This is a genomic window from [Clostridium] citroniae WAL-17108, from assembly GCF_000233455.1.
In the GTDB taxonomy this organism is placed as follows: domain Bacteria; phylum Bacillota; class Clostridia; order Lachnospirales; family Lachnospiraceae; genus Enterocloster; species Enterocloster citroniae.
The window spans coordinates 18,091-42,150 of the sequence record NZ_JH376425.1 but is presented as its reverse complement, the minus strand read 5'-3'; the positions used below and the strand labels follow the sequence as shown (position 1 = coordinate 42,150).

Annotated in this window: 22 protein-coding genes and 1 riboswitch; of the genes, 2 read left to right on the top strand and 20 right to left on the bottom strand. The window is 51.3% G+C overall.

Annotated features, from left to right (window positions below; genetic code table 11):
- Position 1: 1 nt before the first annotated feature.
- The 20 genes from HMPREF9469_RS19030 to HMPREF9469_RS18935 form a co-directional block, all read right to left on the bottom strand.
- A complete protein-coding gene (locus tag HMPREF9469_RS19030; RefSeq protein WP_007865365.1) occupies positions 2–844 on the bottom strand; it encodes a carbohydrate ABC transporter permease in 843 nt (280 codons plus the stop codon).
- On the bottom strand, positions 837–1,733 hold the full coding sequence (locus HMPREF9469_RS19025; RefSeq protein WP_040416917.1) for a carbohydrate ABC transporter permease: 897 nt from the start codon (positions 1,731–1,733) through the stop codon (positions 837–839). The genes HMPREF9469_RS19030 and HMPREF9469_RS19025 overlap by 8 nt, the downstream gene beginning before the upstream one ends.
- A 371-nt stretch (positions 1,734–2,104) precedes the next feature.
- Positions 2,105–3,403, bottom strand: a complete 1,299-nt coding sequence (locus tag HMPREF9469_RS19020) for a nickel-dependent putative hexonate epimerase (RefSeq protein ID WP_007865361.1) — start codon at positions 3,401–3,403, stop codon at positions 2,105–2,107.
- Between the two features lie 2 nt (positions 3,404–3,405).
- Positions 3,406–4,089, bottom strand: a complete 684-nt coding sequence (locus tag HMPREF9469_RS19015) for an RpiB/LacA/LacB family sugar-phosphate isomerase (protein WP_007865359.1) — start codon at positions 4,087–4,089, stop codon at positions 3,406–3,408.
- Between the two features lie 91 nt (positions 4,090–4,180).
- Positions 4,181–5,200 (bottom strand): 5-dehydro-2-deoxygluconokinase, encoded by a 1,020-nt coding sequence (gene iolC / locus HMPREF9469_RS19010; RefSeq protein ID WP_007865352.1) that lies wholly within the window; start codon positions 5,198–5,200, stop codon positions 4,181–4,183.
- A 1-nt stretch (position 5,201) separates the two neighbouring features.
- The gene (locus tag HMPREF9469_RS19005) at positions 5,202–6,368 is read right to left on the bottom strand and encodes an iron-containing alcohol dehydrogenase (RefSeq protein ID WP_007865350.1); all 1,167 of its coding nucleotides are present in this window, start codon (positions 6,366–6,368) and stop codon (positions 5,202–5,204) included.
- A 14-nt stretch (positions 6,369–6,382) separates the two neighbouring features.
- Positions 6,383–6,832: a PTS sugar transporter subunit IIA gene (locus tag HMPREF9469_RS19000; RefSeq protein WP_007865347.1), complete on the bottom strand. Its 450-nt coding sequence runs from the start codon at positions 6,830–6,832 to the stop codon at positions 6,383–6,385.
- Between the two features lie 17 nt (positions 6,833–6,849).
- The gene (locus HMPREF9469_RS18995) at positions 6,850–8,811 is read right to left on the bottom strand and encodes a BglG family transcription antiterminator (protein WP_007865344.1); all 1,962 of its coding nucleotides are present in this window, start codon (positions 8,809–8,811) and stop codon (positions 6,850–6,852) included.
- Between the two features lie 25 nt (positions 8,812–8,836).
- On the bottom strand, positions 8,837–9,721 hold the full coding sequence (locus tag HMPREF9469_RS18990; protein ID WP_007865342.1) for a class II fructose-bisphosphate aldolase: 885 nt from the start codon (positions 9,719–9,721) through the stop codon (positions 8,837–8,839).
- Positions 9,722–9,795: 74 nt separating this feature from the next.
- The gene (locus HMPREF9469_RS18985) at positions 9,796–10,899 is read right to left on the bottom strand and encodes a PTS fructose transporter subunit IIC (protein ID WP_007865340.1); all 1,104 of its coding nucleotides are present in this window, start codon (positions 10,897–10,899) and stop codon (positions 9,796–9,798) included.
- Positions 10,900–10,941: 42 nt separating this feature from the next.
- A complete protein-coding gene (locus HMPREF9469_RS18980) occupies positions 10,942–11,250 on the bottom strand; it encodes a PTS fructose transporter subunit IIB (RefSeq protein ID WP_002585778.1) in 309 nt (102 codons plus the stop codon).
- Between the two features lie 290 nt (positions 11,251–11,540).
- The gene (locus HMPREF9469_RS18975) at positions 11,541–12,317 is read right to left on the bottom strand and encodes a nucleoside phosphorylase (RefSeq protein ID WP_007865330.1); all 777 of its coding nucleotides are present in this window, start codon (positions 12,315–12,317) and stop codon (positions 11,541–11,543) included.
- Between the two features lie 18 nt (positions 12,318–12,335).
- Positions 12,336–13,133 carry a nucleoside phosphorylase gene (locus HMPREF9469_RS18970; protein WP_007865327.1) on the bottom strand — a complete coding sequence of 266 codons (798 nt, stop codon included), beginning with the start codon at positions 13,131–13,133 and terminating at the stop codon, positions 12,336–12,338.
- Positions 13,133–14,074 carry an ABC transporter permease gene (locus HMPREF9469_RS18965; protein WP_007865324.1) on the bottom strand — a complete coding sequence of 314 codons (942 nt, stop codon included), beginning with the start codon at positions 14,072–14,074 and terminating at the stop codon, positions 13,133–13,135. Before HMPREF9469_RS18965 ends, HMPREF9469_RS18970 begins: the two co-directional genes overlap by 1 nt.
- On the bottom strand, positions 14,071–15,150 hold the full coding sequence (locus tag HMPREF9469_RS18960; RefSeq protein ID WP_007865321.1) for an ABC transporter permease: 1,080 nt from the start codon (positions 15,148–15,150) through the stop codon (positions 14,071–14,073). Before HMPREF9469_RS18960 ends, HMPREF9469_RS18965 begins: the two co-directional genes overlap by 4 nt.
- On the bottom strand, positions 15,140–16,696 hold the full coding sequence (locus tag HMPREF9469_RS18955) for an ABC transporter ATP-binding protein (protein ID WP_007865318.1): 1,557 nt from the start codon (positions 16,694–16,696) through the stop codon (positions 15,140–15,142). Before HMPREF9469_RS18955 ends, HMPREF9469_RS18960 begins: the two co-directional genes overlap by 11 nt.
- 90 nt (positions 16,697–16,786) lie before the next feature.
- On the bottom strand, positions 16,787–17,983 hold the full coding sequence (locus HMPREF9469_RS18950; RefSeq protein ID WP_007865316.1) for a BMP family lipoprotein: 1,197 nt from the start codon (positions 17,981–17,983) through the stop codon (positions 16,787–16,789).
- 65 nt (positions 17,984–18,048) lie between these two features.
- The gene (locus HMPREF9469_RS18945) at positions 18,049–18,783 is read right to left on the bottom strand and encodes a GntR family transcriptional regulator (protein WP_007865312.1); all 735 of its coding nucleotides are present in this window, start codon (positions 18,781–18,783) and stop codon (positions 18,049–18,051) included.
- A 3-nt stretch (positions 18,784–18,786) separates the two neighbouring features.
- Entirely contained in the window at positions 18,787–19,551 is a 765-nt protein-coding gene (locus HMPREF9469_RS18940; RefSeq protein WP_007865300.1) for a nucleoside phosphorylase, read from the bottom strand.
- A gap of 46 nt (positions 19,552–19,597) precedes the next feature.
- Complete coding sequence (locus HMPREF9469_RS18935) at positions 19,598–20,575, bottom strand: nucleoside hydrolase (protein WP_007865298.1); 978 nt, start codon at positions 20,573–20,575, stop codon at positions 19,598–19,600.
- Positions 20,576–20,834: 259 nt separating this feature from the next.
- A riboswitch (purine riboswitch) is annotated at positions 20,835–20,930 on the top strand.
- A 65-nt stretch (positions 20,931–20,995) separates the two neighbouring features.
- Here HMPREF9469_RS18935 and HMPREF9469_RS18930 point away from each other — a divergent pair.
- Together HMPREF9469_RS18930 and HMPREF9469_RS18925 are read left to right on the top strand one after the other, a co-directional pair.
- Positions 20,996–22,405 (top strand): NAD(P)/FAD-dependent oxidoreductase, encoded by a 1,410-nt coding sequence (locus tag HMPREF9469_RS18930; RefSeq protein WP_007865276.1) that lies wholly within the window; start codon positions 20,996–20,998, stop codon positions 22,403–22,405.
- Between the two features lie 376 nt (positions 22,406–22,781).
- A complete protein-coding gene (locus HMPREF9469_RS18925; protein ID WP_007865274.1) occupies positions 22,782–24,059 on the top strand; it encodes a hypothetical protein in 1,278 nt (425 codons plus the stop codon).
- The last annotated feature ends 1 nt before the right edge of the window (position 24,060 follow it).

The following is a 24,060-nucleotide window of genomic DNA, read 5'->3' as shown; positions in this document are numbered from 1 at the left end:
ATCAGCCTTTTACCGCCCCGGCGCTGAGTCCCGCCACCAGATGCTTCTGGATAATGGCAAACAGGATCACAGGAGGGATGAGAGCGATCACGCTTCCGGCAGCAAGGGCCGGATAGTTGACCGAATACTCTCCGATCATGGTCTTAAGTCCTACCGGAATGGTAAATTTCCTCTGGGTCTGTATAAATGTAAATGCCACCAGGAACTCATTCCAACATCCGATAAAGGTAAATGCACTTACCGCCACAATGCCCGGTTTTAACACCGGCAGCAGGATCCGGCACATAATCGTCATCCGTCCTGCTCCGTCCACCATGGCCGCCTCGTCCAGTTCCTTCGGAACTCCGTTTACAAAGCTCCGCATCAGAAGCGTATTAAACGGAGTCTGAAGAATAATATTGAAAATAACCAGGGCCGCAGGGCTGTCGATCAGCTTAATGGTCTTGAATACGGAAAACAGGGGCACCAGATACAGGATCACCGGCATCATCTGCGTTCCAAGGAGCAGCAGGGTCATACCGGATTTTCCTCTGAATTTATACCGGCTTAAGGCATACGCATTGCAGATACACAGCAGAATCACCACAACCACCGACAGCGAGGATACGATCACACTGTTGACAAAATAGGTGGAAAATCCGCTCTTGCCCCATACATAGGAATAGTTATCAAAATTCAGTGACTGCGGCAGATAATGAAGCGTTTCGGACTGAAATTCCGGTATGGTCTTAAAGGATGTGGACACAGCCCACAAAAACGGGATAAGGACCAACGCCAATACAATGAACAAAGGTATGTATAGTACTGCAATCCTGGCAGCTGCAGTTTTCTGTTTCCTACTCATTTTCCTCACCTCCGAAACCGCTGACTTTTATATAGAAGACCGCAAACACCAGAAGGATCAGGAATGCGATCACTCCGATGGTGGAGCCATATCCGTAATTTCCCTTGATAATGGCTGTCTTCATCATATAGATCGGCAGTGTTGTGGTCTTGTCCATAGGACCCCCGTTGGTCATGGTGAAGATCATGTCAATGGAATTAAACTCCCATATGCCGCGGAGAAGCGTTGCAAATATAATGCTCTCCTTCAGGTAGGGAAGGGTGATGTAAAAGAAATTCTTCACCGGCCCGCATCCGTCAATGGCGCTGGACTCATATACATCTGCCGGTATGGACTGCAGCGCTGCCAGGATGTTGATGGCAAAAAAGGGCACTCCCCTCCACAGCTCCGCAATGTTTACCGCAGGGAAGAAGGTTCTGGAATCAGCCAGCCATGCAACCTTTTTTGAAATGATACCTGATTTCATCAGCATATCATTGATCAGGCCTGAGCTCTGGTCATACATCAGGGTCCACAGCATGGTCACAAGCACGCCGGATACGGCCCACGGCACAAGGGATATGGCCCTGGCAAAGCCTCTGCCCTTAAACTTCTGGTTCAGCAGCAGCGCCACCACGGTTCCCAGCACCAGCTGCCCCACCACCTGGGTCAGAACCCATTTTGCTGTAATCGTCAGGGAGCTGTAGAACTTTCCATCATGAAACAGTTTCTGATAATTCTTAAATCCCGCAAATCCGTCTTTCCAGGCCTGGGTAAGGTCATAATTCTGGAAGCTTAGATAAAAAACCCTGGCAATGGGATATACCAAAAACGACAGGATCAGAATCACAGTGGGCGCAACCAGAAGATATGGAAAAAGCTGGGTGCGCAGAGCACCGTCATTTTTCATTCTTCCTCCTTTTGCCGCAGCTACATTCCGGGCATTTTTCATTTCTCTATTTCCCCCTCTCATATTTTCACCGTCAAACTGCACGGTCATTATCCATTTTCTTTTTTGTTTTCCAGCATTTTGATACATTTATATTAATGGTAAAATGGGAGAATTAAAATAAAGGATTCCTCAAAGTTTGTTTGTTATTTTCCAAATCTCAGCATCTAACAAAACAAAGAATCCTGCGAACTGGATTTTCCGCCTGCGGCGGGCCGCTTCAGCGACATCTGATACAAAAAAGAGCCGTGACGCGGGATATCCCAACGCACAGCTCCATTATTATCATAAGATTTTCAGTTCTACCGGACCTTATGGCCGCGCCGGGAGTCTCAATCCCTTCTCGCCTTCCATACCCCAAGGGCAGGGGACTTTACCACATAAATCTCTTCCCCGTCTTCCATCCTCTGCATCCCGTCCTCCATACAGGTGACAGGATATCGCTTCAGCGCCTCCGCCACATCCATGCATCCATACCCGGCTGCCTGTACCTCCCGGAGCGGCAGCTTCCTGGGGTTCACGGCGTATGTAATCTTAAACCTTCCCTCCGAAGAGCTGTGTATCATATGGGCCGGGACCATTGCCATATCGGCAAAGTTCCCTTTCCTCACCAACTCCATGGTGCGCTCCGTCCCCCTGTAACCATATCTGCGGATCATCCGGTCCACCTCCGGATTCTCCCCAAAGTTCGTAAGGCCCGGAGCAATGACCAGCAGCTCCCCGCCGTCCCGGATCATCATGCGGGTGCGGTAAACCGCCTTATTCCCCACCCAAAATGAGGAGAATTCCTCCGGCTCCAGATAGGCCACCACCTTTTTTACAGCCTTTGGCAGGTATGTTATGTTGCATTTCCGGGCAAGGGATGCGGCGTGTTCAAATACCTGCCTGGAGGCCCCTGTGAATATCCCGTGGACCTTCGTGTCCTCCCTTGCCCGGGAGGTTACGGTAAGGATATACATAAGGGGCGCCTGTTTCAGGAAATGCTCCTCAATGTAGTCAAACACCGCCCTCACAGGCGTGTCGGTGTTTCCCATGATCATCTCCAGGTTGCAGACTGCGCCCAGCATATGGCTTTCATTGATGATCCTGGGCCCTCCCAGTCCCACCAGTATGTTCTTGGTGTAATTTGACATCCCTGTGACCTCGTGGGGCACCACCTGGCCGATGGACAGAATCAGATCATAGCTTTGGTCCACTATGCGATGGTTGACCTGGGCGCAGATATCCCCTGTATATCTGCCTGCTGATACTTCAGCGCAGTAAGACCCCGGCACGGTTCCGATATCCACCGTATCCCTGCGCCAGTCATGGATGAGAAAGGCGTGGTCCGGGATATCCCGGCCAAAGAGCAGGCAGCGCTCCCTGGGCGTCATGGGACGGTGGGTCCCGGTGGCCGGAAGAATACGAACCAGGGCGTCAACAGACAGTTTTTTGTATAAATATGAGGTTATGACCCCTGCAAAGGAATACAGTCTTGTTATGTCCGGCGGCACCAGAAGGATCCTCCCTGCTTTAGGAAGTCCCTCCGTCATCCGGTCCAGCACACGGTCTATCTCCTCCCTTTTAAGGGGACGTATCCTCCCGTGGTCCGGCTGCCCTATAAGGCTGTGTTCCCCGACATGTTCCACCATTCTTAATTCCCGCCTTTGGAGGCAGCCATCTCATCCACAAAGGCCCTGATCTCCTGATCCTGGCAGCCTGCGTAGAAGCAGTCAAGAAATCTGGGGATCATACACTCCTTCACCATCTGGGGATCCAAAGCCCTTAGGGCATCCAAAAGAGGCTTTGCAACTTTTTTCTTTACATCAAACAGCAGGTTTGCATTGCGGTTCTGGGCCTCCTTGCGGCCGTCCGGATACCCCATTCCTTTAGGTGATCCGAACGCCTTGACAAAAATATTGTTTAAATTGATCTCAGCCCCCCAGCCAAAGCCCTTTGCAAATGGAATAGCAAGGGCGTTTCCGTTGTTGATCTGCAAAAACAGGTAGGCGTCCGTGGGTTCAATACAGTAGCCGCACACAACGCCGGGATACATGTTTAAGGACATCAGCGCTCCCTGGGCCGTACCGCATCCTGTGACCACAAAGTCAACTGCGCCGGAGTTTAAAAGCAACGCGGACATGATTCCCAGATGCAGGTAGGTCAGGCGCGGATTCTCCTGCGTGTATGCTTCCGGAACGTCCTGATCAGTGAGTGGAACCTCCATGGCGGCATTAAACACCTGGTGACCCATTGGCTCCACAACAGACTTTAACTCCTTCAGGATGATCCCGTTTTTAGGTGCCTGGCTAAATTCATTCAGTACTGCAATTTTCATGGTCGTATCCTCTTTTCGTTTGATTTTTTGTAACAGTTCAGGGCGGCGGCCTGTATATCTGTTTTACCGATCTTCCTCATTTCCATACTGATCACTCCACTCTGGCCACCATTTCGCCGTATTGCTCTTTTTCCTTTTTGATAAATGCCTTCAGTTCTTCCACTGTGGGCATATCCGGGCTGCACCCGTGGGATGCCACCAGCATGGAGGCGGAGGCGGATCCCAGTTCCAGGCAGTCCATCATCTCCAGGCCGTTAAAAATACCATAGAGGAAGCTGGAGGCATAGCCATCGCCGCCTCCAAACCCTTTCAGGGCCTCCACCGGGAAGGGACGGATGGAGTAGGAATTTCCATCCCTGGTATAGGCAGTGGATCCCTCCCTGCCATGTTTGACCACCACGACCGATGCCTGCCCCGCACACCAGTAAGCCGCGGAGGCCTCATCCGTACCGTCCAGTCCCAGGAAGCGCTCCGTCAGGTCATACTCCTCCCTGGAACCCAGAATAATATCGCTGTCCCTTGCCACCGCACAGTAGTACAAGGCGATCTCATCCTCATTCTTCCAGTTGTAAGCGCGGTAGTCAATGTCAAAGATAACCCGCAGGCCGTTCTTTTTTGCCAGGGCCACTGCCTTTAGGGCCGCCTCCCTGGAAGGGCTGGCAGCCAGGGCCGTACCCGAGATCAGGATGGCTTTGGACTCCTTTAAATAGTCCTCGTCAATATCCTCCGGACAGAGGGCCAGGTCCGCGATGCCGTTGCGGTACATGAGAATGCTGCTCTCATCATGGCTCAGGATCTCTGTAAAGGTAAGCCCCAGGCTCTCCCCGTTTACACACGTCCTGATATGGGAGGTGTCGATCCCCTCCCCCTTAAAAAAGTTTACTGCAAATTCTCCGAAACGGTCCTGGGAGACCCTTGCGAAAAACCCGCATTTCTTTCCCAGCCTGGAAAGCCCCACCGCGATATTGGCCGGCGAACCTCCTACATATTTGCGGAAGGTTTCGCTCTCCGCCAGTGTCTTATAATAATCCAGGGGATTAAAGTCAATTGCGATCCTGCCTAACAGAATCAGGTCATATTTCCTGTCCTGCTCAAATGAAAGGTATTCCATATTACATTTCCTCCCTTTTCCAAAGCTTCCTGTAAAGGGCTTCCACTTCCTGAACCGTAACATCCCTGCGGGTATTGGACGGGCTTCCTGAAGCCATGGCATCCTCAGCCATCTTGGGGATCGCCCTCATAAAATCCTCCTTTTGTATGCCGTATTCCGCCAGGGTGGGAATCCGGATCTCCCTGAGAAGCGTTTCCACTTGTTCCATAAGCTTATCCGCCGCCTCGCGGCAGCTGTCTCCCGGCTTCCCAAAACCGCACTTGACCGCAATATGGGCAAAACGGTCCGCCGCCCCTTCCTTGGCATAATCCAGGCATACATTTAAAAGCATGGCATTGGAAATGCCATGGGGCACATGGAACAGGGCGCCGATGGGACGGCTCATCCCATGAACAATGGTGACCGAGGAGTTGTTAAAGGCCATACCCGCCTCCAGGGCCGCAAGTGCCATCTGGTTCCTGCCCTCCTCCTCATCTCCGTGCTCCCAGACATTTTTTAAATGGCCGAAGATCCTCTGGCAGGCAGACAGCGCAAGGATATCGCTGAGGGGCTGGGCCTTTTTGGAAGTATAGGCCTCAATGGCGTGGGTCAGGGCGTCCACGCCCGTGGCTGCCGTGATCTTAGGAGGCGCTGTCATGGTAAACTGCGGGTCGATGACAGCCAGATCCGGCATAAGCCCCGGTCCCTTTAAGAGCATTTTTACCTGCGTTGCCGTATCCGTGATAATGGTGAACTGGGTGGCCTCCGATCCTGTCCCCGCCGTGGTGGGGATAGCTGCCATGGGCGCCGGCTTCTCGCAAACAGTCCTGCCCATGTAGTCCGCCGGCCTGCCGCCCCAGGCCGCGATCATGGCAATGGCTTTCATGGAATCAATGGGGCTCCCTCCCCCCAAACCCACAAGAAAGTCGCAGTTTTCTTCCCGGTACACAGCTACGCCGGCTTGGATCATCCGGTCATCCGGTTCCCCGCTGACTCCTGTAAAAACAGCATATGAAACACCTGCTTTCATAAGCATGTCCGTCACCTTATCCAGATTCCCCAGCTGGCGCATGATATCATCCGTCACCACCAGGGCCTTTTTGCCCAGCTTTGCCACAGCATCTGCGGCCATGTCCAGGGCCCGTCTGCCGCTTATGATCCGTCCGGGTGCAATAAATGTATCTGCCATATTCTTTGTCTCCTTTATGAAAATGCCTCCAGCAGGTCATCATAGGATACCGCGGTCTGCAGCCTCCTCATGGTATTGTCATTTCCCAATTTCCCGGCCAGCTCCGCAATAAGGCGCAGGTGGTCCTTGGCTCCGTCACTGTGGGCCGGGACAGCAAAGAGAAAAAACAAGCGTGATGGCTCCCCATCGTAAGATTCCCAGTCGATCATATCCCTGGTGCGGCCCACCGCGATCCCCACATGGTCCACGTGGTCCGACTTTCCATGGGGAATGGCCACATGGCCGCCGATTCCCGTGATCCCTTCGCTTTCCCTCACATACACATCCCTCACATATCCTTCCAGATCCTCAATGTATCCGGCATTTTTCAGAAGCCCGGCCAAATGCCTGATCACCTCATCCTTATTTTTTGCATCCATGTTCAGGTCGATCACCCGATCATCCAGAATCTCTTTCACAGCCATATTCTGAAATCTCCCCTCTATTTTATAAAATATTGATAGATGTCCAAGGCAGAACCCATTTTCTTCACTGCTTCCAGATTATCGTCATTATCCGTCAGCTGAAGGAAATCCTTATAAAACTGCTTTGTCCTCTTTATTTCAAATTTCGATGTCATTTTTACAGCCAGCAGGAACACCACATCCACCATGTCGCCGTGCCAGCTGATGGGCCTGTCCAAAATTGCAACCACGATCCTGGATTCATTGATCTCCGTCATATTGCCATGGGGGATCGCCACGCCGCGGCCAATGCTGGTGGTGGTTGCCCGTTCCCTGTCAAATACGCTCTCCAGGTAATTGGCTGTCACATCCCCTTTTTTTACCAGTTTTTCCACCATCATGGCAATGAGCTGGTCTTTGTCCCCAACCCCGGGCCTGATCAAAAACAGGTCCACCTCGAACAGCTGATGACACAAGCTGTTAAAATGAAATTCCTGTTTTTTCCGGAAATAGAAAATCTGATTGACCTTCTGGCGCACCGCCTCGATCCCCTGTTCCCTTAAATGCCCTTCCAGGACCACCACACGCTCATCATGGATCTCATTTCCCGATGTGTTAATAATCACGTCCACATCCTGGTAATTAGAAAGGCGGAAATCATGGCAGCTGGCAGCCTCTATGTCTGTGATCTCAGGTATATTATACTTGAGCATCTCGCTGGTCAGCTGGCTGGTGGCCATGCCCCGTTCACTGATGAGCAGGGCCCGTATGGGCCGTCCCTTCTTTTTCCGGATAATGGCCGCCTGTATATAAAGCGCGATCCCGGCCAGCTCATCCTCGGTCACCTGCACATCATAATACTCTTCAAAAAGATTACTGGTGGACCAGGTGGCCAGAAAGGTCTGCTTATATTCATTCTTAACATACTTGCTAATATGATCTCCGGTGGCAGTGGAGTATTTCATCCGGAAAATAGCGGAGCGCATGTGGAGCATCAGGCTCTCGTAGAGCAGTTCATCCCCGGAAAGGTCAATATCCAGCACGGAATCAATGGTATCAATGATTAAATTCACGAAATTCCCCAGGTCTCTGTCATACGCCCTGGCATAGTCCCCTCCTTTCAGATCCGTGAAGTTCTTAAGCTTTTTAGCGGTAAGGAGCATCAAAGCCAGGAACATCACATCATCCTCTGAGGTGTGGGACCTGTATTCCTTCTCAATCCTCTGGTAGATGGACTCGGAAAAGGAGTATTCATTATAATTCTGGATATTCTCCTCCTTTGCCTGGAGGAACTTTCCTGCTTTGCTCCGGCGGGCCAGTGAAAGACAGGTCATGATCCATACCATTTTAAAAGAATTGTCCGCCAGTTCAATGCGCCAGGCATTTTCCGCATCCACAATGATATTGCGGATCCGCGTCACTTCCACCCCGGGGGCAAAGGTTCCCAAAAGGGCCTCCAGCACCTCCGGCATCATTTCCATCATATAATCCCTGATGGCAATGCGGAAACTGTACTCATCCCCCTCCAGGCACACGCCCTTGCTGCGCATGGAAACAATGCTAAGGCTCCTCTCCGTAAACCATTCCGCCACATCCTTTAAGAGCCCGCCTACCGTAGGCGGGCTTAAATACAGGCTGTCGGCCAGCTGCTGCAGGGTGGTGGTCTCACCGGGCTTTAATTTCAGAAGTTTTCCGATCAGCTGTTTATTGCGGCTGTCCTGCCAGGCGGCGGGCTTTAGTTCCTGATCCGTGAGAAGCAGCTGGTTCAGACACTTTTTCTGGTTTTCATCAGCTACCAGCCATATGCCTTTTCCCTGCTTTCGCTCGATCCGTCCCAGGTTCTCCTCCTCCAGCCAGTCGTTAATAAGGCTAACCTTGGTCCTCACGGTCTTTTCAGACAGCCCCACCTGATCCGCGATCTGCAGAGTGGTATAGCTTCCTCCATCCAGAAGGCACCTCATTATTCGGTTGTTGTCTATTGCCTTCTTTTCCTCTTTCAATCCAGCACTCCCTGTTCTTTGGTGATTACTCGCTGCTCCTGCTCACAGCCTTGCCATAAATGTAACGGCCGCTGGAACCGATTACCTTCATATAATCCTTTACAAACTCCTTGATCCCTGCCTCGGCCGCCATGCACAAGTGCATGTAGTCCATTTCAGGGTCCACCCTGAGTGCGCTCAGGGTGGCATCCTTGGCTGCCTGCCATGCATCGGTGCACACATTGATCTTATTGATCCCGCCTGCAACGGCCTTTTTCAGATTCTCCTCCCCTGAGCCGGAACCGCCGTGCAGCACCAGTGGCATTTTTAAGGTATCCTTTAACAGATGCAGACGCTCAAAGTCAAGCTTTGGGATCTTGCCTTTAGGATAGGCGCCGTGAGCCGTGCCGATGGCCACCGCCAGCGCGTCCACCCCTGTCCTGGTCACAAAATCCAGAGCCTGGTCGGGGTTTGTGTACAGGTCCAGGTTGTCATCATCCGCATCGGCTGCCTGTCCCACATGGCCCAGTTCCCCCTCAACGGAACAGCCCATGCCATGGGCCAGGGCGCTGACAATGGCGGTCCTCTTTACATTTTCCTCATAGGACAGGGAGGATCCGTCAAACATGACATTAGTAAAACCAGCGTTAATGCAGTCCACGATCACATAAAAGTCGCTGCCATGATCCAGGTTTAAGGCTACCGGCACGTGCACCCTTTTTGCCAGTTCCTCCACCACCGGAAGCATTTCCTCCATATGGGCATGGTTCTTCATCTGGCCGGGGCCAAACTGGATGATAATGGGGGAATGCTCCTCCTCCGCAGCCATGATACCGGCCCGGGCCATCTCTATATTAATACTGTTCATGGCCATAACACCGTAATAATTTGTATTTGCATCTTCAAGAATTGCTTTCATTGAAACTAACATAATGATCTGTCCTTTCTTATCCGCGGGCCTTAACTTTGGGCCTTAACTTTGGGCCCTGACCTTGATTCCTTTGGCTATTCGATCCTGATGTCCAGGTCAATGTCAATGTTTTCTTCCTGCCCGGCCGTCTCATCATCGGAAGGTTTCTTAATCAGGGCGTAGATGACGCCGGTCACCGCGGATCCTATGATAAGCGCGATCAAAAACCATACCGGATTCTTCATCATGGGAACCACGAAAATACCTCCATGGCCAGCCACGGACTCACATCCCATGCCAACTGCAATGGCGCCTGCGACAGCGGAGCCTGCCATACTGGACGGGATGAACCTTGCAGGATCTGCCGCCGCAAAGGGCAGAACTCCTTCCGTAATAAAGCAAAGCCCCATGGGAAGAGCTGTCTTTGCAGTCTCCAGTTCAGTTCTGGTGAACTTATTTTTCTTGATCATGGTTGCTATGAACAGTCCAATGGGAGGGGTCATGCCGCCAATGATCTTCGCGCACATGGGACCGTTGATTCCATCGGCCCCCAGGGCATTGGCTGCCATGGACGCGGTCTTGTTAACAGGTCCGCCCATATCAAAACCCATGCAGGCTCCGATCACAGCTCCGATCACGGATTTTGCGCCGCCGTTCAGGGAGATGATCCACTGCTGGAACACATCCATGATCCATGCCAGAGGAATGGAGAACACGCACAGGAAGATCATGCCGCAGACAAGTGTGGAGATCACCGGGATAAACATAACCGGCATAAGCCCTTCACACCATTTGGGAAGCTTCCATGTCTTCATCCAGTTTACAAAGTTGCCGATAATAAACGCCATGAGAAGGCCGCCTAAGAACCCGGCCTTCGACTGGGCCGAGCAATAGCCGATGATCAGGCCGGGCACTATTCCGGGCCGTCCGGCCATGGAGTAGGCCGCGCCTGCCGTCATCACCGCAACCGCAAAATCCATTGCGTAGGAGCTTAATTTGTTCACGCCCCACCAGAACCCCGCCCATGTAAATGGATTCAGGTTTGAAAATGGTGTTGCACCCGCTGCAACAGCGCTTCCTATATTCCATCCGCCAAATGCCTTTGCCAGCGCCCCAAGGATACCGCCTGCCACAACGATAGGAATCATATAGGAGATGCCCGTCATAATGTGTTTCATGAATTTTTGCTTCTTTGCCATTTAAAAGTCCCCCATCTTTCAGTATTTACCAATCAGCCTGGCTCACTTGCCAAGTTTTTCGTGGATCTTGTTGATTACGCCCTTTGGAGATTTCATAACCGTGCTGATAGGAATCTCCACCACTGGTTTGCCTTTGAACCGTTCCTTGTTCACACGGATATCAGCGGAGATCAGGATCACATCCGCATCCCTCACCTCTTCCGGTGTCAGTTCGTTTTCAACGCCAATGGAGCCCTGGGTTTCAACTTTGATCGAGTCACCTAATTCCTTTGCTGCGTTTTCCAGCTTTTCCTTTGCTATGTAGGTGTGGGCGATACCGGCCGTACAGGCAGTGATTGCTAAAATTTTCATATGCAGCCTCCTCTCATTTGATTTACCTAAAATGTATCATTTTTCTTTGGGCTGTGGGAAACTTATTGCGGCATATCAAAACGGTAATTTTTCAGTTATATTTCGGTAATTTTACTGAAATACGGTAATTTTCTAATATTTAGGAGGTTTTCCGGAACAGGCGGCGCCTAACAGAAAAAGGTCCCCGGAAAGCCTGATGCCTTCCGGGAACCTTACAATAATCTCATTTAGTCTTTTCATACAATAATCTCATGCAGTAATTCCATATTCCCTGTCATAATGCGTTATTATTACATGGTAATCCCTTTTTCCTTATCCTGAAGGATGATCTGTCTCATGGCCTCGATCCCCACCTCAATGGCCCTCTGTTCCCATCTGTCCGGATAATCAGCCGCATCATTAGAGTACTCCCCAAAGTTGGTGGCGCTGATCATCACGCTGGACGTCCTGATCCCCAGTGACGCGCCGATCAGGAACAGTACGGCACACTCCATGCTGGTATTGGTGGCTCCGCCTTTCACATAGGAATCCCACTTGTACTTAAGCTCCTCATACACCGGCTTTGTCTCGGGTTCAGCCTCTGTATAGTAGGAATCCTTTGTGATGGTGATCCCCACATTATATGGATGCCCCAGTTTTAACGCCGCTGTCTCCAGCGCCTTCAGCATCTCAAAATCAGGCACTGCAGGAAATTCAAAGGGAAGGTAATGGTTGCCCGTCCCCTCCATGCGCACGGCGCCGTTGGGTATGACCACATCCCCGATCTTAACCTTTTGGGAGGTGGATGCAGCTGATCCCACTCGCATCATGGTGTGTGCGCCGCAGGAGTGAAGCTCCTCAATGGCAATACAAGCCGAAGGGCCCCCGATCCCCGTGCTGGTCACGGTCACAGGCACGCCCTCCAGAGTGCCTGTATAGGTCAGAAACTCTCTTTTGTGGGCAATCTTAACCGGGTTATCAAAATGCTCTGCGATCAGGGCCGCCCGCTCCACGCTGCCGGGCAGAAATACATATTTGCCAACCTGGTCTGAAGTGATATCCAGGTGCATGGTCTTTTGTTCTCCCATGTTCTTTACCTTCCTTTTCTAGTTCTCCGCACCATCGGTACAGCGCTGCGTTTGTTCCTGTTCAAACCTGTAAATTGCTTCCAGAACGATTTTGATCTCCTCGTCCCAGCCCCTTGCCAGCCCCTGGTTGGCCGTCTCGTAGATCACTTCCCCTGTCACCAGGTTACCGGAAACAGCGCTGATCATGGCCGCCCTTTTCTTCCTTCTGTGACACACGGTATAAAGCGCGGAGCTCTCCATCTCCACATTCAGGCATCCCAGGGAGGAAAGCTTCTCAATCCACTCCTGGGTTTCCCCGTAAAACGCATCATCAGAGGCATTGATCCCATAATGGACCCTGCCGTACAGCTGCGGCTGCATTTCCCTTGCGGTGTCAATAATGGTCCTGGTCAGGTCAAAATCAGGAACTGCCGGGAAACAGTCCGGCACATAGAACCGGCTGGTCCCCTCGTTTTTCATGGAACCCGTGGAGATCATCAGATCCCCGATCTTAATATCCTCCTGCAGGGCTGCGCTGCTTCCGATACGGATCAGGCATTCCGCCCCAATATTCATCAGTTCCTCCGCCGCAATAGCCGCAGAAGGACAGCCCATGCCAGTGGAGGTAACGGATACCTTAACGCCCTTATAATATCCCGTAAATGTCCTGTGCTCCCTGTTATTGGCCACAAGCTCTGCATTCTCAAGATACTGTGCCACACGGTCGGAACGGGCCGGATCCCCGGGAAGGAGCACATAATTGCCTATATCACCTGGTTTCAGGTGGATGTGATATTGTTTCTTTCCTGCTGTCTTACTCTCTTTGTCCAGTGCCATCAGCCCTGTACCTCCTTTAATTTTTTTATCTTACGACTGGCCGCGGCTGACTTTTGTATGGAATAAACCGTAAGGCCTGCAATGGTTGCCAGATACGGGAGCATCTGGATAAATTCAGACGGGATCTTAAGTACCTGAAGAATATTGGAAAGCCCGTCAAAAAACGCAAAGATCATGGACGAAAGCAGCGCCCCCACCGGCGTGGCCTGTCCCATGGAACAGGCGGCCAGGGAAATAAACCCGCGTCCCGCCGTCATATCCCTTACAAACATATTGAGATAACCCATGGAAAGATACATTCCTCCAAGCCCTGTCATAAGTCCGCACAGGACAATGGCCAGGAACTGGATCCTTACCACATTCTGCCCCACGCTGGAAGCAGCGTCCGGGTTCTCGCCCACCGCCCTCATGCGAAGGCCGGTAGGTGTCTTGTAGAGAAAGAACCAGATCACAGCCACCATGACCAGCGCAACATAGGTCAGGGAATTGTGGCCTGACAGAACACTTCCGATCACCGGGATATCCTTGATCACAGGGATGTCCAGGTTGGGAAATGCAAAACTCTTCAGGGAGGAGGAGTTGCCCTTTTCCCCGGTTGCCAGCTGAAGCACAAATACCGTAAGGCCTGAAGCCATGGTATTCACAGCCGTACCGCAGAGCACGTTATTGGCTTTTAAAACAAGGTGGAAATACGCAAACACCGCGCTCACCGCAACGGCTGCCAGCATACCTGCCGCAACGCCCCATACCAGGTTTCCCCCAAAGGCGCTTCCAAGCACGCCTGCCAGGGCGGATATCAGCATAATGCCTTCCAGCCCCAGATTGACCACGCCTGCTTTTGTACAGATCACAGCCCCCAAAGAGGCAAAAATAATGGGGGTGGCAACGCGTATCCACATATATACGAAGTCTGTGCTAAGGATCAAGTTCAATAAATTCATGCCTGCATTGCCTCCTTTTCCTCTGCTTTTGCAGCCTTTACGATCAGATGCTGCCTCCAGCCCTTTAACAGTGCGTCCGCTGCAATCAGGAACATCATGACACCCTGGATGATGTCCACGACCTCCCTGCCCACATCACTGCTGCGCGCCATGATATCAGCTCCCACATTCAGGTATCCGATAAAGGCGGCCGCCAGGGGAACCAGCAGGGGATTGCTCCTGGCCAGCAGGGCAACCACGATACCCGTCCACCCGTATCCGGGAGTTGTGGTCCATTTAAACCGGTTATACATGCCCAGCAGTTCCGCACCGCCGCCCATGCCAGCAATGGCTCCGGCGATCACCTGGGCCGCCACCATAAGGCCGGTCACCTTAAGGCCGGTATATTTTGCAAACAGCGGGTTGTCGCCTGTGATCCTCAGCTTTGTCCCAAGGGATGTGCGGTACAGGAAGAACCACACCAGGACACAGAGCACGATCCCCAGCACAACGCCTGCATGGATCCTGGTCCCATCCAGGACCACCGGAAGCTTGGAGGTCTTTTCAAATTCCAGGGAAGCCAGGCTGGAGCTGCTGACCTCGCGGAAATGATAACTCACCATATAAATGGCAAAAAACTGCACCACATAGTTAAACATAATGGATGTGACCAGCTCACTCACATTCCACTTCATCTTCAGGAACGCAGGGACCAGGGCTACCAAAGCGCCGCAGAATCCTCCGAACAGGATCGCGGCCGCAGGATGGATCCCTCCCGGCAGCTTACAGGCAATGGCCACGATCATGGCGCCTGTAATGCCGATAAAAAAGGACCCCTCCGCAATCATGGAAAACTGGCCTGAGCCAAATATGATGATCACGGCCAAAGCGGTAAACATAAGTGGGGAAGCTGCTTCAATTATATTCCCCACCCTTCTCAGTGAGGTAAATGGCCCCAGGAAAAAACTGCTTATGGCGGTCCATGGGTCATCACTTACAACCAATACAATGACCGATACCAGCACACAGGCAATGAGAATGATCAGTGCCAGCTTCACAAGATCCACCAGCAGGTTGATTCGTTTATTACTGTTCATGCCGTGCCTCCTTTATCTCTTCCTCGGACTGTACCCGGATCCCCAGCATATAGGTACCCAGCTGGGCCTCCGTCATCTTGGAAGTGTCGCTGATATAGGCCACGATCCTTCCCTCATACATGACGATCAGGCTGTCGGAAAGCCCCAGTACTTCGTTCAGGTCAGAGGTTACAAGAATGACCCCATTTCCCTCATCCCTCATCTCAACCAGACGTTGGCGGATAAACTCCGTGGCACCCACGTCCACGCCTCTGGTGGGCTGGTCCGCGATGATGACCTGGGGTGAACCGGACAGTTCCCTTGCCAGGACAGCCTTCTGGATATTTCCTCCCGACAGGCTGTTAATAGCCACATCCTGGGATTTGCAGAATATCAGGTACTGCTTTACCATCTCTTCCCCGTATTCCTTTACCGCCCGTTTATCCCTCACACCCTTCTTAAAGAAACGCTTCCAGCCTAACTTGTCAGCGATCATATTCTCTGTGATGGAAAGGCGGGGAGCCATGCCCATGGTCATCCTGTCCGCAGGGATATGGGCCAGCTTCAGGTTCCTGATCTTCTCAACCGAATATCCCTTGATATCCTGTCCGCTTATCTCAATGGCACCGTGGCTGTAAGCGCCCATGCCGGTGATGGCACGGACCAGCTCCGTCTGACCGTTGCCCTCCACTCCGGCGATTCCAAGGATCTCTCCCTTTCTTAAGGAAAAGGATACATGGTCCACCGCATGCTTTCCGTTCTCATCCACCACCACCAGATCCTTTACCTTAACCAGGGCCTCACCCGGCTTGGCGGCATCCTTTTTCACATCCAGTATCACATCCCTTCCCACCATCAGCCGGGAAATATCCTGTTCAGAAACAGTCTCAACATCATGTACGCCCATGGTGGTCCCCCTGCGGATAATGGTGATCCGGTTGCAGATCTGCTTGATCTCCTGCAGCTTATGGGAAATGAAGATGATGGTATAGCCATGATCCTTCAGGTTTAAAAGCTCCTCAAACAGTTCCTGGGTCTCCTGGGGCGTAAGCACGGCCGTGGGCTCGTCCAGGATCAGGATCTTTGCTCCCCGGAACAGGGCTTTGAGGATTTCCACCTTCTGCTTCTGGCCAACGGTCAGGTCCTCCACCCGCTTGTCAGGCTCCACATAGAGGTTATATTTCCTGCCCATCTCCTCCACCTGCTTCCTGGCATATGCCAGATCCACCATAACTCCCTTTCTGGGCTCCATACCCAGGATAATGTTCTCCGCAACTGTCAGCGAAGACACCAGCATAAAGTGCTGATGCACCATGCCGATCCCCATCTTGATCGCCATCTGGGGAGATGACATATGTACCTGCTTTCCATTTATAAAAATTTCTCCCGATGTTGGCTGTTCTTCGCCAAACAGGATCTTCATCAGAGTTGATTTCCCTGCCCCGTTTTCCCCGGAAAGGGCATGGATCTCTCCCAGATCAACAGACAATGTCACATCCTTATTGGCCATCACTCCATTGGGATATATCTTCACAATATGCGACATTCTCAATGCTTCATCTGCCATAATCAGCACCTCATCATTCCACAGAATCATTCCACAGTTGTTATTTCTGAAAAAAGAGGCTGCGCATCCGCAGCCTCAGTGTTAATTAAATCATGGCTTCATGCCATCACGAAGAGCTGCTACGTCTTCTGTTGACATGTCAAATGCAGTGCCGACCGCGATATCGCCATTGATGATTTTCTGTTCTGTCTCATCGATGAATTTCTGAATCTCTTCAGGAACAATTGCCTTATAATTCTCGTTCTCAGCCAGGCCCACAGCGCCGCTGTCCAGGCCCAGGATATAATCCTGATCCAGCGTCATGGTTCCCTCCGACCATGCTTTAACGGATGTGTAAATGGATTCTCCCACATTCTTTAAGCTGGAGGAAATAACATTGGCTGCCAGCTGGGGATCGGATTCCTTTAACTCGGAATACAGGTCCTGATCGCAGGCGATCAGATATTTGTCTGACTTCTGGGCTGCTGTTACAGCGCCAAGGATGGACTGTGACGCGGGCGCATATACTACCTGGGCTCCCTGGTTGTACAGCTGGGTGGTCATTTCCATGCACTTGGAAACATCCTCAAAGGAACCCACATAGGAGGTCACTACCTTGATCTCAGGGTCCACATACTGAACGCCTTCCAGATAACCTACCAGGAAATCGTTGATATTGGATGTATCCATGGATCCCACAAATCCCAGGATCTTCTTGGAAGCATCGATCTTGGCATCCCCTGAATCCAGCATCTTTGCAGCCAGCACGCCGGAAAGGAATGCTGCCTGGTTGGAGTAATAGTTAACTCCCATCATATTGCCGTCCGTAACCACGTCCCTGTCAACGGAAACATCAAAGATCAGGTAATTCTTTTCAGGGAACTGGGAGGCAATATCCTGAGCCAGTTCCTTCACAGACCATGTACCGGATACGATCATGTCCCAATCCTGCTCGGACACATCCAGGTAGTTGCCCTCATAGCTGGTCTCATCCCTGCCCATCTCAATGGTCTTGACCTCAGCTCCCATCTGGTCAGCCAGCATCTGCATACCGCTGGCGGCGGAATCGTTAAATCCCTTGTCTCCCAGGTTGCCGTTGCACAGATATACCACTTTCAACTTTTTACCGGATGCATCCGCGTCCGCTGGATCCGCGCTCTCCGCCTTGTCCTTTTCGGCAGCGGCATCCCCTGACTGTTCCTGCTTCCCGGCAGCAGCTGCTGTCTCTTTTGCTGAAGATCCGCAGCCTGCCAGCATGGATGCGGCCATCGCGGCCGCCAGTACGGTACTTACGATCCTTTTCTTCATTTTCCATATCCTCCTATGTTTAACTTGTTATCAACAAACTGCTAAAAAGCAGAAGGTTTCATATCTTACAGCCTGCGGTCCAGGGTAAACCGGTACCAGTTGCTGTCCATCCTGTATTTGTGATAGGCAAGGGGAGCTTCATCCTCATAAAGCACCTCATCCATAACTATAATGATCGGGCTCTGGGGCTGGTCCGCCACCTCCTCCGTCCACTCCACCGCGCTCATGGACAGACTGGAACGTCCTGCGCGCTTATATAGTCCGGAAAGGGCCAGGTCCTTTAGTTTTTCTTCCTCATCAATGGCGATCCCCTCCTGCTCCAGGCGGAGCACCGGTATAATGGCCACAGAGGAGGCCACGTATGCTTCCCCCACATAATATTTCATATCCACGGCCACTGCGGTGAATACCTTGCCGTTGTAGCCCAACAGATCCCCTATAAGGCGTCCGCCATTCTGCACGCTGATCACTGCCTCCACCTTTGTTATGGTATCGATGCAGCTGCTGATACAGGGATTGGAGATATGCTGAAGCCCATCCTTGTTCCTGGCCAGCTGGCCCGTGACCATGGTCTTCTTGCCCTGCATCTTATAGATATAGCCGTCCTCCTCCAGTTTCCGCACTGCCATGCGCACCGTGCTGCGGCTCACGTTCCAGTACTCGGCCAGAATATTCTCCCCCGGAAGGGTATCCCCCTCCTGCAGCACATTTTCCTGGATCAGCTGGTAAATAATATCATAAATCTGTACGTAATAAGGAATATTCATTTCCTTTAACAAAGGCATTTCCTTATAATCCATCAACTACTTCATCTCCTTATCATTCCTGATGATGATCCTCATGGCTTCGATAGCGGTCCGGATCGCCCTGTCCTCAATGTCAATTTCCGTATTCCTGCCGTTATCACTGTAATTCCTGCAGTTAGTGGCGCTGGCCATCACACATGCGGTCCGGATCCCCAGGCAGGAGCCAATGGCGAACAGGGGCGCGCATTCCATGCTGGTGGAGGTGGCGCCTCCCTTTTCGTAGGCGGACCACTTGAACATAAGCTCCGGTCCCACGGGTTTTGTCTCCGGCTCAGTCTGTGTGTAAAAGGACGCCTTTGTGATGGTAACGCCCACGTTGTAGGGATAATCCAGGTTCTTAGCCGCCTGTTCAATGCACTTAAGCATATGGAAATCCGGCACCGAGGGAAACTCCACCGGCAGATAGTGAAGGCTCACCCCCTCCATCTTCACGGCTCCGTTGGGGATTACCACATCCCCCAGCGACACCTTGGGTGATACGGAAGCGCAGGTGCCCACGCGCATCATGGTATCCGCCCCGCACTGATGCAGCTCCTCAACAGCAATGGCCGCAGACGGGCCGCCGATCCCTGTGCTGGTCACAGCCACCCGGGCGCCCTCCAGCTCACCTACAAATGTCCTGTACTCCCTGTTGTAGGCAATCTCCTGCGGATTGTCAAAGTATGCCGCGATCTTCTCCGTGCGCTCCGGGCTTCCCGGAAGAAACACATACCTTCCCACATCCCCGGCCTCCAGTGCAATGTGCATCATTTTTTTTCCCATAACACATCTCCCTTTTCTTATTTTATGTTAATCCATCTTAATGCTCTTACTTCCTGTTGTATCTTCCCGGCGTCATGTCCTGAAACAGTGAAAACAGCCTTCGGACCGCTTTCTCGGAATCCACCTCCACACACACCGCAATCTCCTCCCGGTCCAGAACCGGCACAAATCCCGTGTCCGTCTTGATCATGCCCCGAAACGGCTCATGTTCATATTCCACTCCGGCCCTGACCATGCGAAACACTCCCAGTGACGGGTCCTCGGCGATGAGTACGGCCAGCGGATCGTGGACCACACATGCCTCCGCCATGCCCATGGATACCCGGTGGAATTCAAAGTAAAACTTCAGAACATCCCTTATGTAATCCGCAATGGCCCTGCACTCCTCCCGGCAGTAGGTACAGAGATTTTTTACATCCCTGTCCGTGATAAATGTCTTCATGGTCACGTCCAGCCCTACCAGGGCCAGGTTGAATCCGGCCCTGAATACCCGGTCAGCCGCCTTTGCATCCCCGTGGATGTTGGCCTCTGCGTAGGGATTCACATTACCCGGTTCCTTCAGGGTTCCGCCCATGGCCACCACCTTCTTTACCTTAGAGGGCAGCTCAGGATCCTTCTCCAGGGCGCGGGCCAGGTTGGTCATCCGCCCCGTTGTGATGATGGTCAGCTCATCTTTCAGCTCCCCGGCCTTTCTTATAATAAAATCCCAGGCAGTCTCGTCCACCGGCTTCTGGCTGCTCTCAGGCAGCTCCACATTGCCGATCCCGTTATCCCCGTGGATGTGGGCGGGAGCCGAGTCGAACACGCCGTCCAGAGATTCGTTGGAGCCCACGGCCACCGGCACCTCATAACCGCAGCCTGAAAGCCGGATCAGGCGCAGGCAGTTGTCTGCGGACTGCTCCGCATTATTATTGCCAAAGCATGTGGTGATCCCCTCCACATGGAAATTAGGTGACCTCAATGCGTATAGGATAGCCAGGGAATCATCCACGCCTGTATCCGCATCAATTATTATCCGTTTCATAAATATGTGCTCCTTTTTCTCATCTCATTTTTATCTTATTTTTTCATCAAGTCTTTTCTTCTCATCTTGTACACATATTTTACAACATGGCAGCCAAGTTGTCAACATGGCAACACCAGTTTAATTATGCTAAATGCACAATTTTTTGTAATTTATAGATACAATTTTTTTAATGATGCCTAAATATTTTTTGTGTTCTTTGTGATTTGACCAAAATTTTTGGGCGTTCTGCCCTTGCATATCCACTCAATCTATGTTAAACTAAAACCGTTGCAATGCCTGTATAAGTTCATAATCGGATGAACGTTTCTACCAGCTACCGGAATAGTTGACTACATGCTTCTATTTTGTATACTGGCTTTTTTTATGTTAGGGCATATTAAAAATGCCCTGAAGTTACACAGCGAAAGGAGTTTTTCTATGAATCCAACCAAGAACTTTGACGTGATCATTATTGGCGCAGGTCCCTCCGGCATCTTCTGCGCGTACGAGTTAATCCAGAAAAAACCGGACATGAAGATTCTGATGGTGGAAAAAGGACGCCCCATTGAAAAGCGCGTATGCCCCAAGCGTACCACCAAGGTATGTGTTGGATGTAAACCGTGTTCCATCACCACAGGTTTCGCGGGAGCCGGTGCATTTTCAGACGGAAAGCTGTCCCTGTCACCGGACGTTGGCGGTAACCTGCCGGAGATCCTGGGCTATGACAAGACCATTGAACTCTTAAAGGAGTCCGATAATATTTACCTTAAATTCGGCGCTGACACCAATGTCTACGGTCTGGACAAGCAGAAAGAGATCGAGGAGATCCGCCGCAAGGCCATCAATGCCAATTTAAAGCTGATTGAGTGTCCCATCCGCCATCTCGGAACGGAAGAAGGATATAAGATCTATACCCGCCTTCAGGAACATCTTCTGGCCCAGGGCGTTACCATGGAATTCAACACCATGGTCAAGGATATTATCATAGAAGAAGACAGGGTAAAGGGAGTTCTCACAGACAAGGATGAGACCTGCTACGCCCCTGAGATCGTTTCTGCCATTGGCCGTGAAGGCTCAGACTGGTTCTCACACATCTGCGGGGACCACGGGATCGAGACCCAGGTAGGCACCGTGGATATCGGTGTCCGCGTGGAGGTAAGGGACGAGGTCATGAAGTTCCTGAACGATAACCTGTACGAGGCCAAGCTGGTATACTATACCCCCACCTTTGACGACAAGGTCCGCACCTTCTGTACCAACCCTTCCGGTGAGGTTGCCACGGAATACTACGAGAACGGCCTGGCCGTTGTCAACGGACATGCCTACAAGTCCAAGGAATACAAGACAAACAACACCAACTTTGCCCTGCTGGTGAGCAAGAACTTTACAAAGCCTTTTAATGAACCTATTGAATACGGCAAACACATTGCCCAGCTCTCCAACATGCTCTGCGGCGGCCGGATCATGGTGCAGACCTTCGGCGACTTCCAGAGAGGGCGCCGCACCACAGAGGAACGCCTCTGCCGCAACAACCTGATTCCCACCTTAAAGGACGCAGTACCCGGGGACCTGTCCCTGGTGTTCCCTCACCGCATCATGACCGATATTAAGGAAATGCTCCTGGCCCTTGATAAAGTGACCCCCGGCATTGCCAGTGATGAAACCCTTCTCTACGGCGTGGAGGTCAAATTCTACTCCAACAAGGTGGTAGTGAACACAGATTTTGAGACCAGCATCAAAGGCCTTCGGGCCATCGGCGATGGCGCATCCGTCACACGCGGACTGCAGCAGGCGTCCGCTAACGGTATCAGCGTGGCAAGAAGTATCTTAAAACAAATGGAAGCTTAAGCTTCTCCCTATCCTGTCAGGGCCTTACCTAATGGTATGGCCCTGTTTTTATGCTTCCTTCTCATCCCCTAGCCTCATAGTGGTATATCACTTGTCCATTTTTATTTAATGATATTCCATTTTTTCCGTATTTTCATCTATTCAATCTGCTCTTATTTTCTCATCTTTGCTATGATATATGTACATATTTTGATTTAAAGTTAACATTTTCTTCACGATTTATTTGCTAATTGCACAAAAATAAACTTTATATTAGTGCAAAACATGAATAGACACACCGGTATATCAGTTGTAATATATAGTAAGTGGTATATCACTTTAGCACATGGCCAGTTACTACAAAACAATTGCATATTGGAAAATAGGAGGAAAAGTTATGGCAGATATGGTTGCCGGCATCTTACTGTTGATCACGTTTATCGGATTAATCGTATATTGCTTTAAAGGTGGAAATCTATTGATCGGTTTTATCACAACCGCGGTTTTATGGTGTATCATCGGGTTGGTGCCCCTGGAAACAGTGGTAAATGTTGTATTTGAACAATCAGTTGAAAGCTACGGAAAAACCATAGCGATCATTGTGTTCGGCGCCTGGTTCGGACGGGTTCTGGTGGATACCGGGATCGCAGGCTATATCATCAAAAAAACCGTTGAATTTGCCGGCGACAAGCCGTTGGTCACAGCCCTGCTGTTAAACATTGTATGTGCCCTGATCTTCTGCAGCGCCTTCGGTGTGGGCTCTGTTATGGCCATTGGTATGATCGTTCTGCCGATCATGTTTTCTGTGGGAATTGACAAAAAGGCAGCCGTAGGCGCTTACATGCTGGCAGTTGCATCCGGCATGTACCTGAATATCGCATATGTAAGCCAGTTTTTTGCCGTATTCCCCAATATACAGTACGATAATAAATACATCCACTTTGCAGTGATCGCCACGATCATCAGCATTGTAGTTATGATCGCCTTTATTGTTTTTAACTTCATGCGTCAGAATAAGACCAGGGCATTTGCCGCTCCCGTATCCGTGGATGCCCAGGAGCTTCCCTTCTACTGCATCCTGGTACCCTTTGTTCCCATTATCATGGTATCCTTTTTCAAATGGCAGCCCGTACCGGCTTTCCTGCTGGGCATTCTTCTGGGACTCCTTTTCACACGCAACCTTTCAAGCTACTCCGCTGCCGTGGAAAAGGTACAGAAAACATTGTATGACGGTGTTGCCGACTCCGGTCTACTGATCGGAATGCTGTATGGGGTTAATATTTTCCAGGCAGCCGCCAAGGAAGTGGCCCCCATCCTGCAGAATCTGCTGGGCGGACTGATCCCCCAGTCTCCCCTTGTACTGCTTGTACTGTTCTGCATCCTGGCTCCCCTGGCCCTGTTCAGAGGCCCCCTTATGATCTGGGGTTCAGGAATTGCCCTTGCATCCATCCTGCAGGCCATGGGTATTTTCACAGAACCGTACCTGTTCATGCTGTTTTTGGTTCCGCCGGTTTCCATCGTGGCATCAGCCTGCCCAACGCAGTCCTGGACCATGTGGGCCCTCAGCTACTCCAAACTGGAGCCAAAAACCTACATCAAGACAAACCTGCCATGGGGCTGGATCGCCTTTATCGCAATACAGATAGTCGGTTACTTTACATACAGCATTATTTAAG

What these genes read in the sequence shown, in the direction of transcription:
- HMPREF9469_RS19030 (WP_007865365.1), bottom strand. Translation starts at nt 844, where the DNA reads ATGAGTAGGAAACAGAAAACTGCAGCTGCCAGGATTGCAGTACTATAC.
- HMPREF9469_RS19025 (WP_040416917.1), bottom strand. Translation starts at nt 1,733, where the DNA reads ATGAAAAATGACGGTGCTCTGCGCACCCAGCTTTTTCCATATCTTCTG.
- HMPREF9469_RS19020 (WP_007865361.1), bottom strand. Translation starts at nt 3,403, where the DNA reads ATGGTGGAACATGTCGGGGAACACAGCCTTATAGGGCAGCCGGACCAC.
- HMPREF9469_RS19015 (WP_007865359.1), bottom strand. Translation starts at nt 4,089, where the DNA reads ATGAAAATTGCAGTACTGAATGAATTTAGCCAGGCACCTAAAAACGGG.
- iolC (WP_007865352.1), bottom strand. Translation starts at nt 5,200, where the DNA reads ATGGAATACCTTTCATTTGAGCAGGACAGGAAATATGACCTGATTCTG.
- HMPREF9469_RS19005 (WP_007865350.1), bottom strand. Translation starts at nt 6,368, where the DNA reads ATGGCAGATACATTTATTGCACCCGGACGGATCATAAGCGGCAGACGG.
- HMPREF9469_RS19000 (WP_007865347.1), bottom strand. Translation starts at nt 6,832, where the DNA reads ATGGCTGTGAAAGAGATTCTGGATGATCGGGTGATCGACCTGAACATG.
- HMPREF9469_RS18990 (WP_007865342.1), bottom strand. Translation starts at nt 9,721, where the DNA reads ATGTTAGTTTCAATGAAAGCAATTCTTGAAGATGCAAATACAAATTAT.
- HMPREF9469_RS18985 (WP_007865340.1), bottom strand. Translation starts at nt 10,899, where the DNA reads ATGGCAAAGAAGCAAAAATTCATGAAACACATTATGACGGGCATCTCC.
- HMPREF9469_RS18980 (WP_002585778.1), bottom strand. Translation starts at nt 11,250, where the DNA reads ATGAAAATTTTAGCAATCACTGCCTGTACGGCCGGTATCGCCCACACC.
- HMPREF9469_RS18975 (WP_007865330.1), bottom strand. Translation starts at nt 12,317, where the DNA reads ATGGGAGAACAAAAGACCATGCACCTGGATATCACTTCAGACCAGGTT.
- HMPREF9469_RS18970 (WP_007865327.1), bottom strand. Translation starts at nt 13,133, where the DNA reads ATGGCACTGGACAAAGAGAGTAAGACAGCAGGAAAGAAACAATATCAC.
- HMPREF9469_RS18965 (WP_007865324.1), bottom strand. Translation starts at nt 14,074, where the DNA reads ATGAATTTATTGAACTTGATCCTTAGCACAGACTTCGTATATATGTGG.
- HMPREF9469_RS18960 (WP_007865321.1), bottom strand. Translation starts at nt 15,150, where the DNA reads ATGAACAGTAATAAACGAATCAACCTGCTGGTGGATCTTGTGAAGCTG.
- HMPREF9469_RS18955 (WP_007865318.1), bottom strand. Translation starts at nt 16,696, where the DNA reads ATGGCAGATGAAGCATTGAGAATGTCGCATATTGTGAAGATATATCCC.
- HMPREF9469_RS18950 (WP_007865316.1), bottom strand. Translation starts at nt 17,983, where the DNA reads ATGAAGAAAAGGATCGTAAGTACCGTACTGGCGGCCGCGATGGCCGCA.
- HMPREF9469_RS18945 (WP_007865312.1), bottom strand. Translation starts at nt 18,783, where the DNA reads ATGGATTATAAGGAAATGCCTTTGTTAAAGGAAATGAATATTCCTTAT.
- HMPREF9469_RS18940 (WP_007865300.1), bottom strand. Translation starts at nt 19,551, where the DNA reads ATGGGAAAAAAAATGATGCACATTGCACTGGAGGCCGGGGATGTGGGA.
- HMPREF9469_RS18935 (WP_007865298.1), bottom strand. Translation starts at nt 20,575, where the DNA reads ATGAAACGGATAATAATTGATGCGGATACAGGCGTGGATGATTCCCTG.
- HMPREF9469_RS18930 (WP_007865276.1), top strand. Translation starts at nt 20,996, where the DNA reads ATGAATCCAACCAAGAACTTTGACGTGATCATTATTGGCGCAGGTCCC.
- HMPREF9469_RS18925 (WP_007865274.1), top strand. Translation starts at nt 22,782, where the DNA reads ATGGCAGATATGGTTGCCGGCATCTTACTGTTGATCACGTTTATCGGA.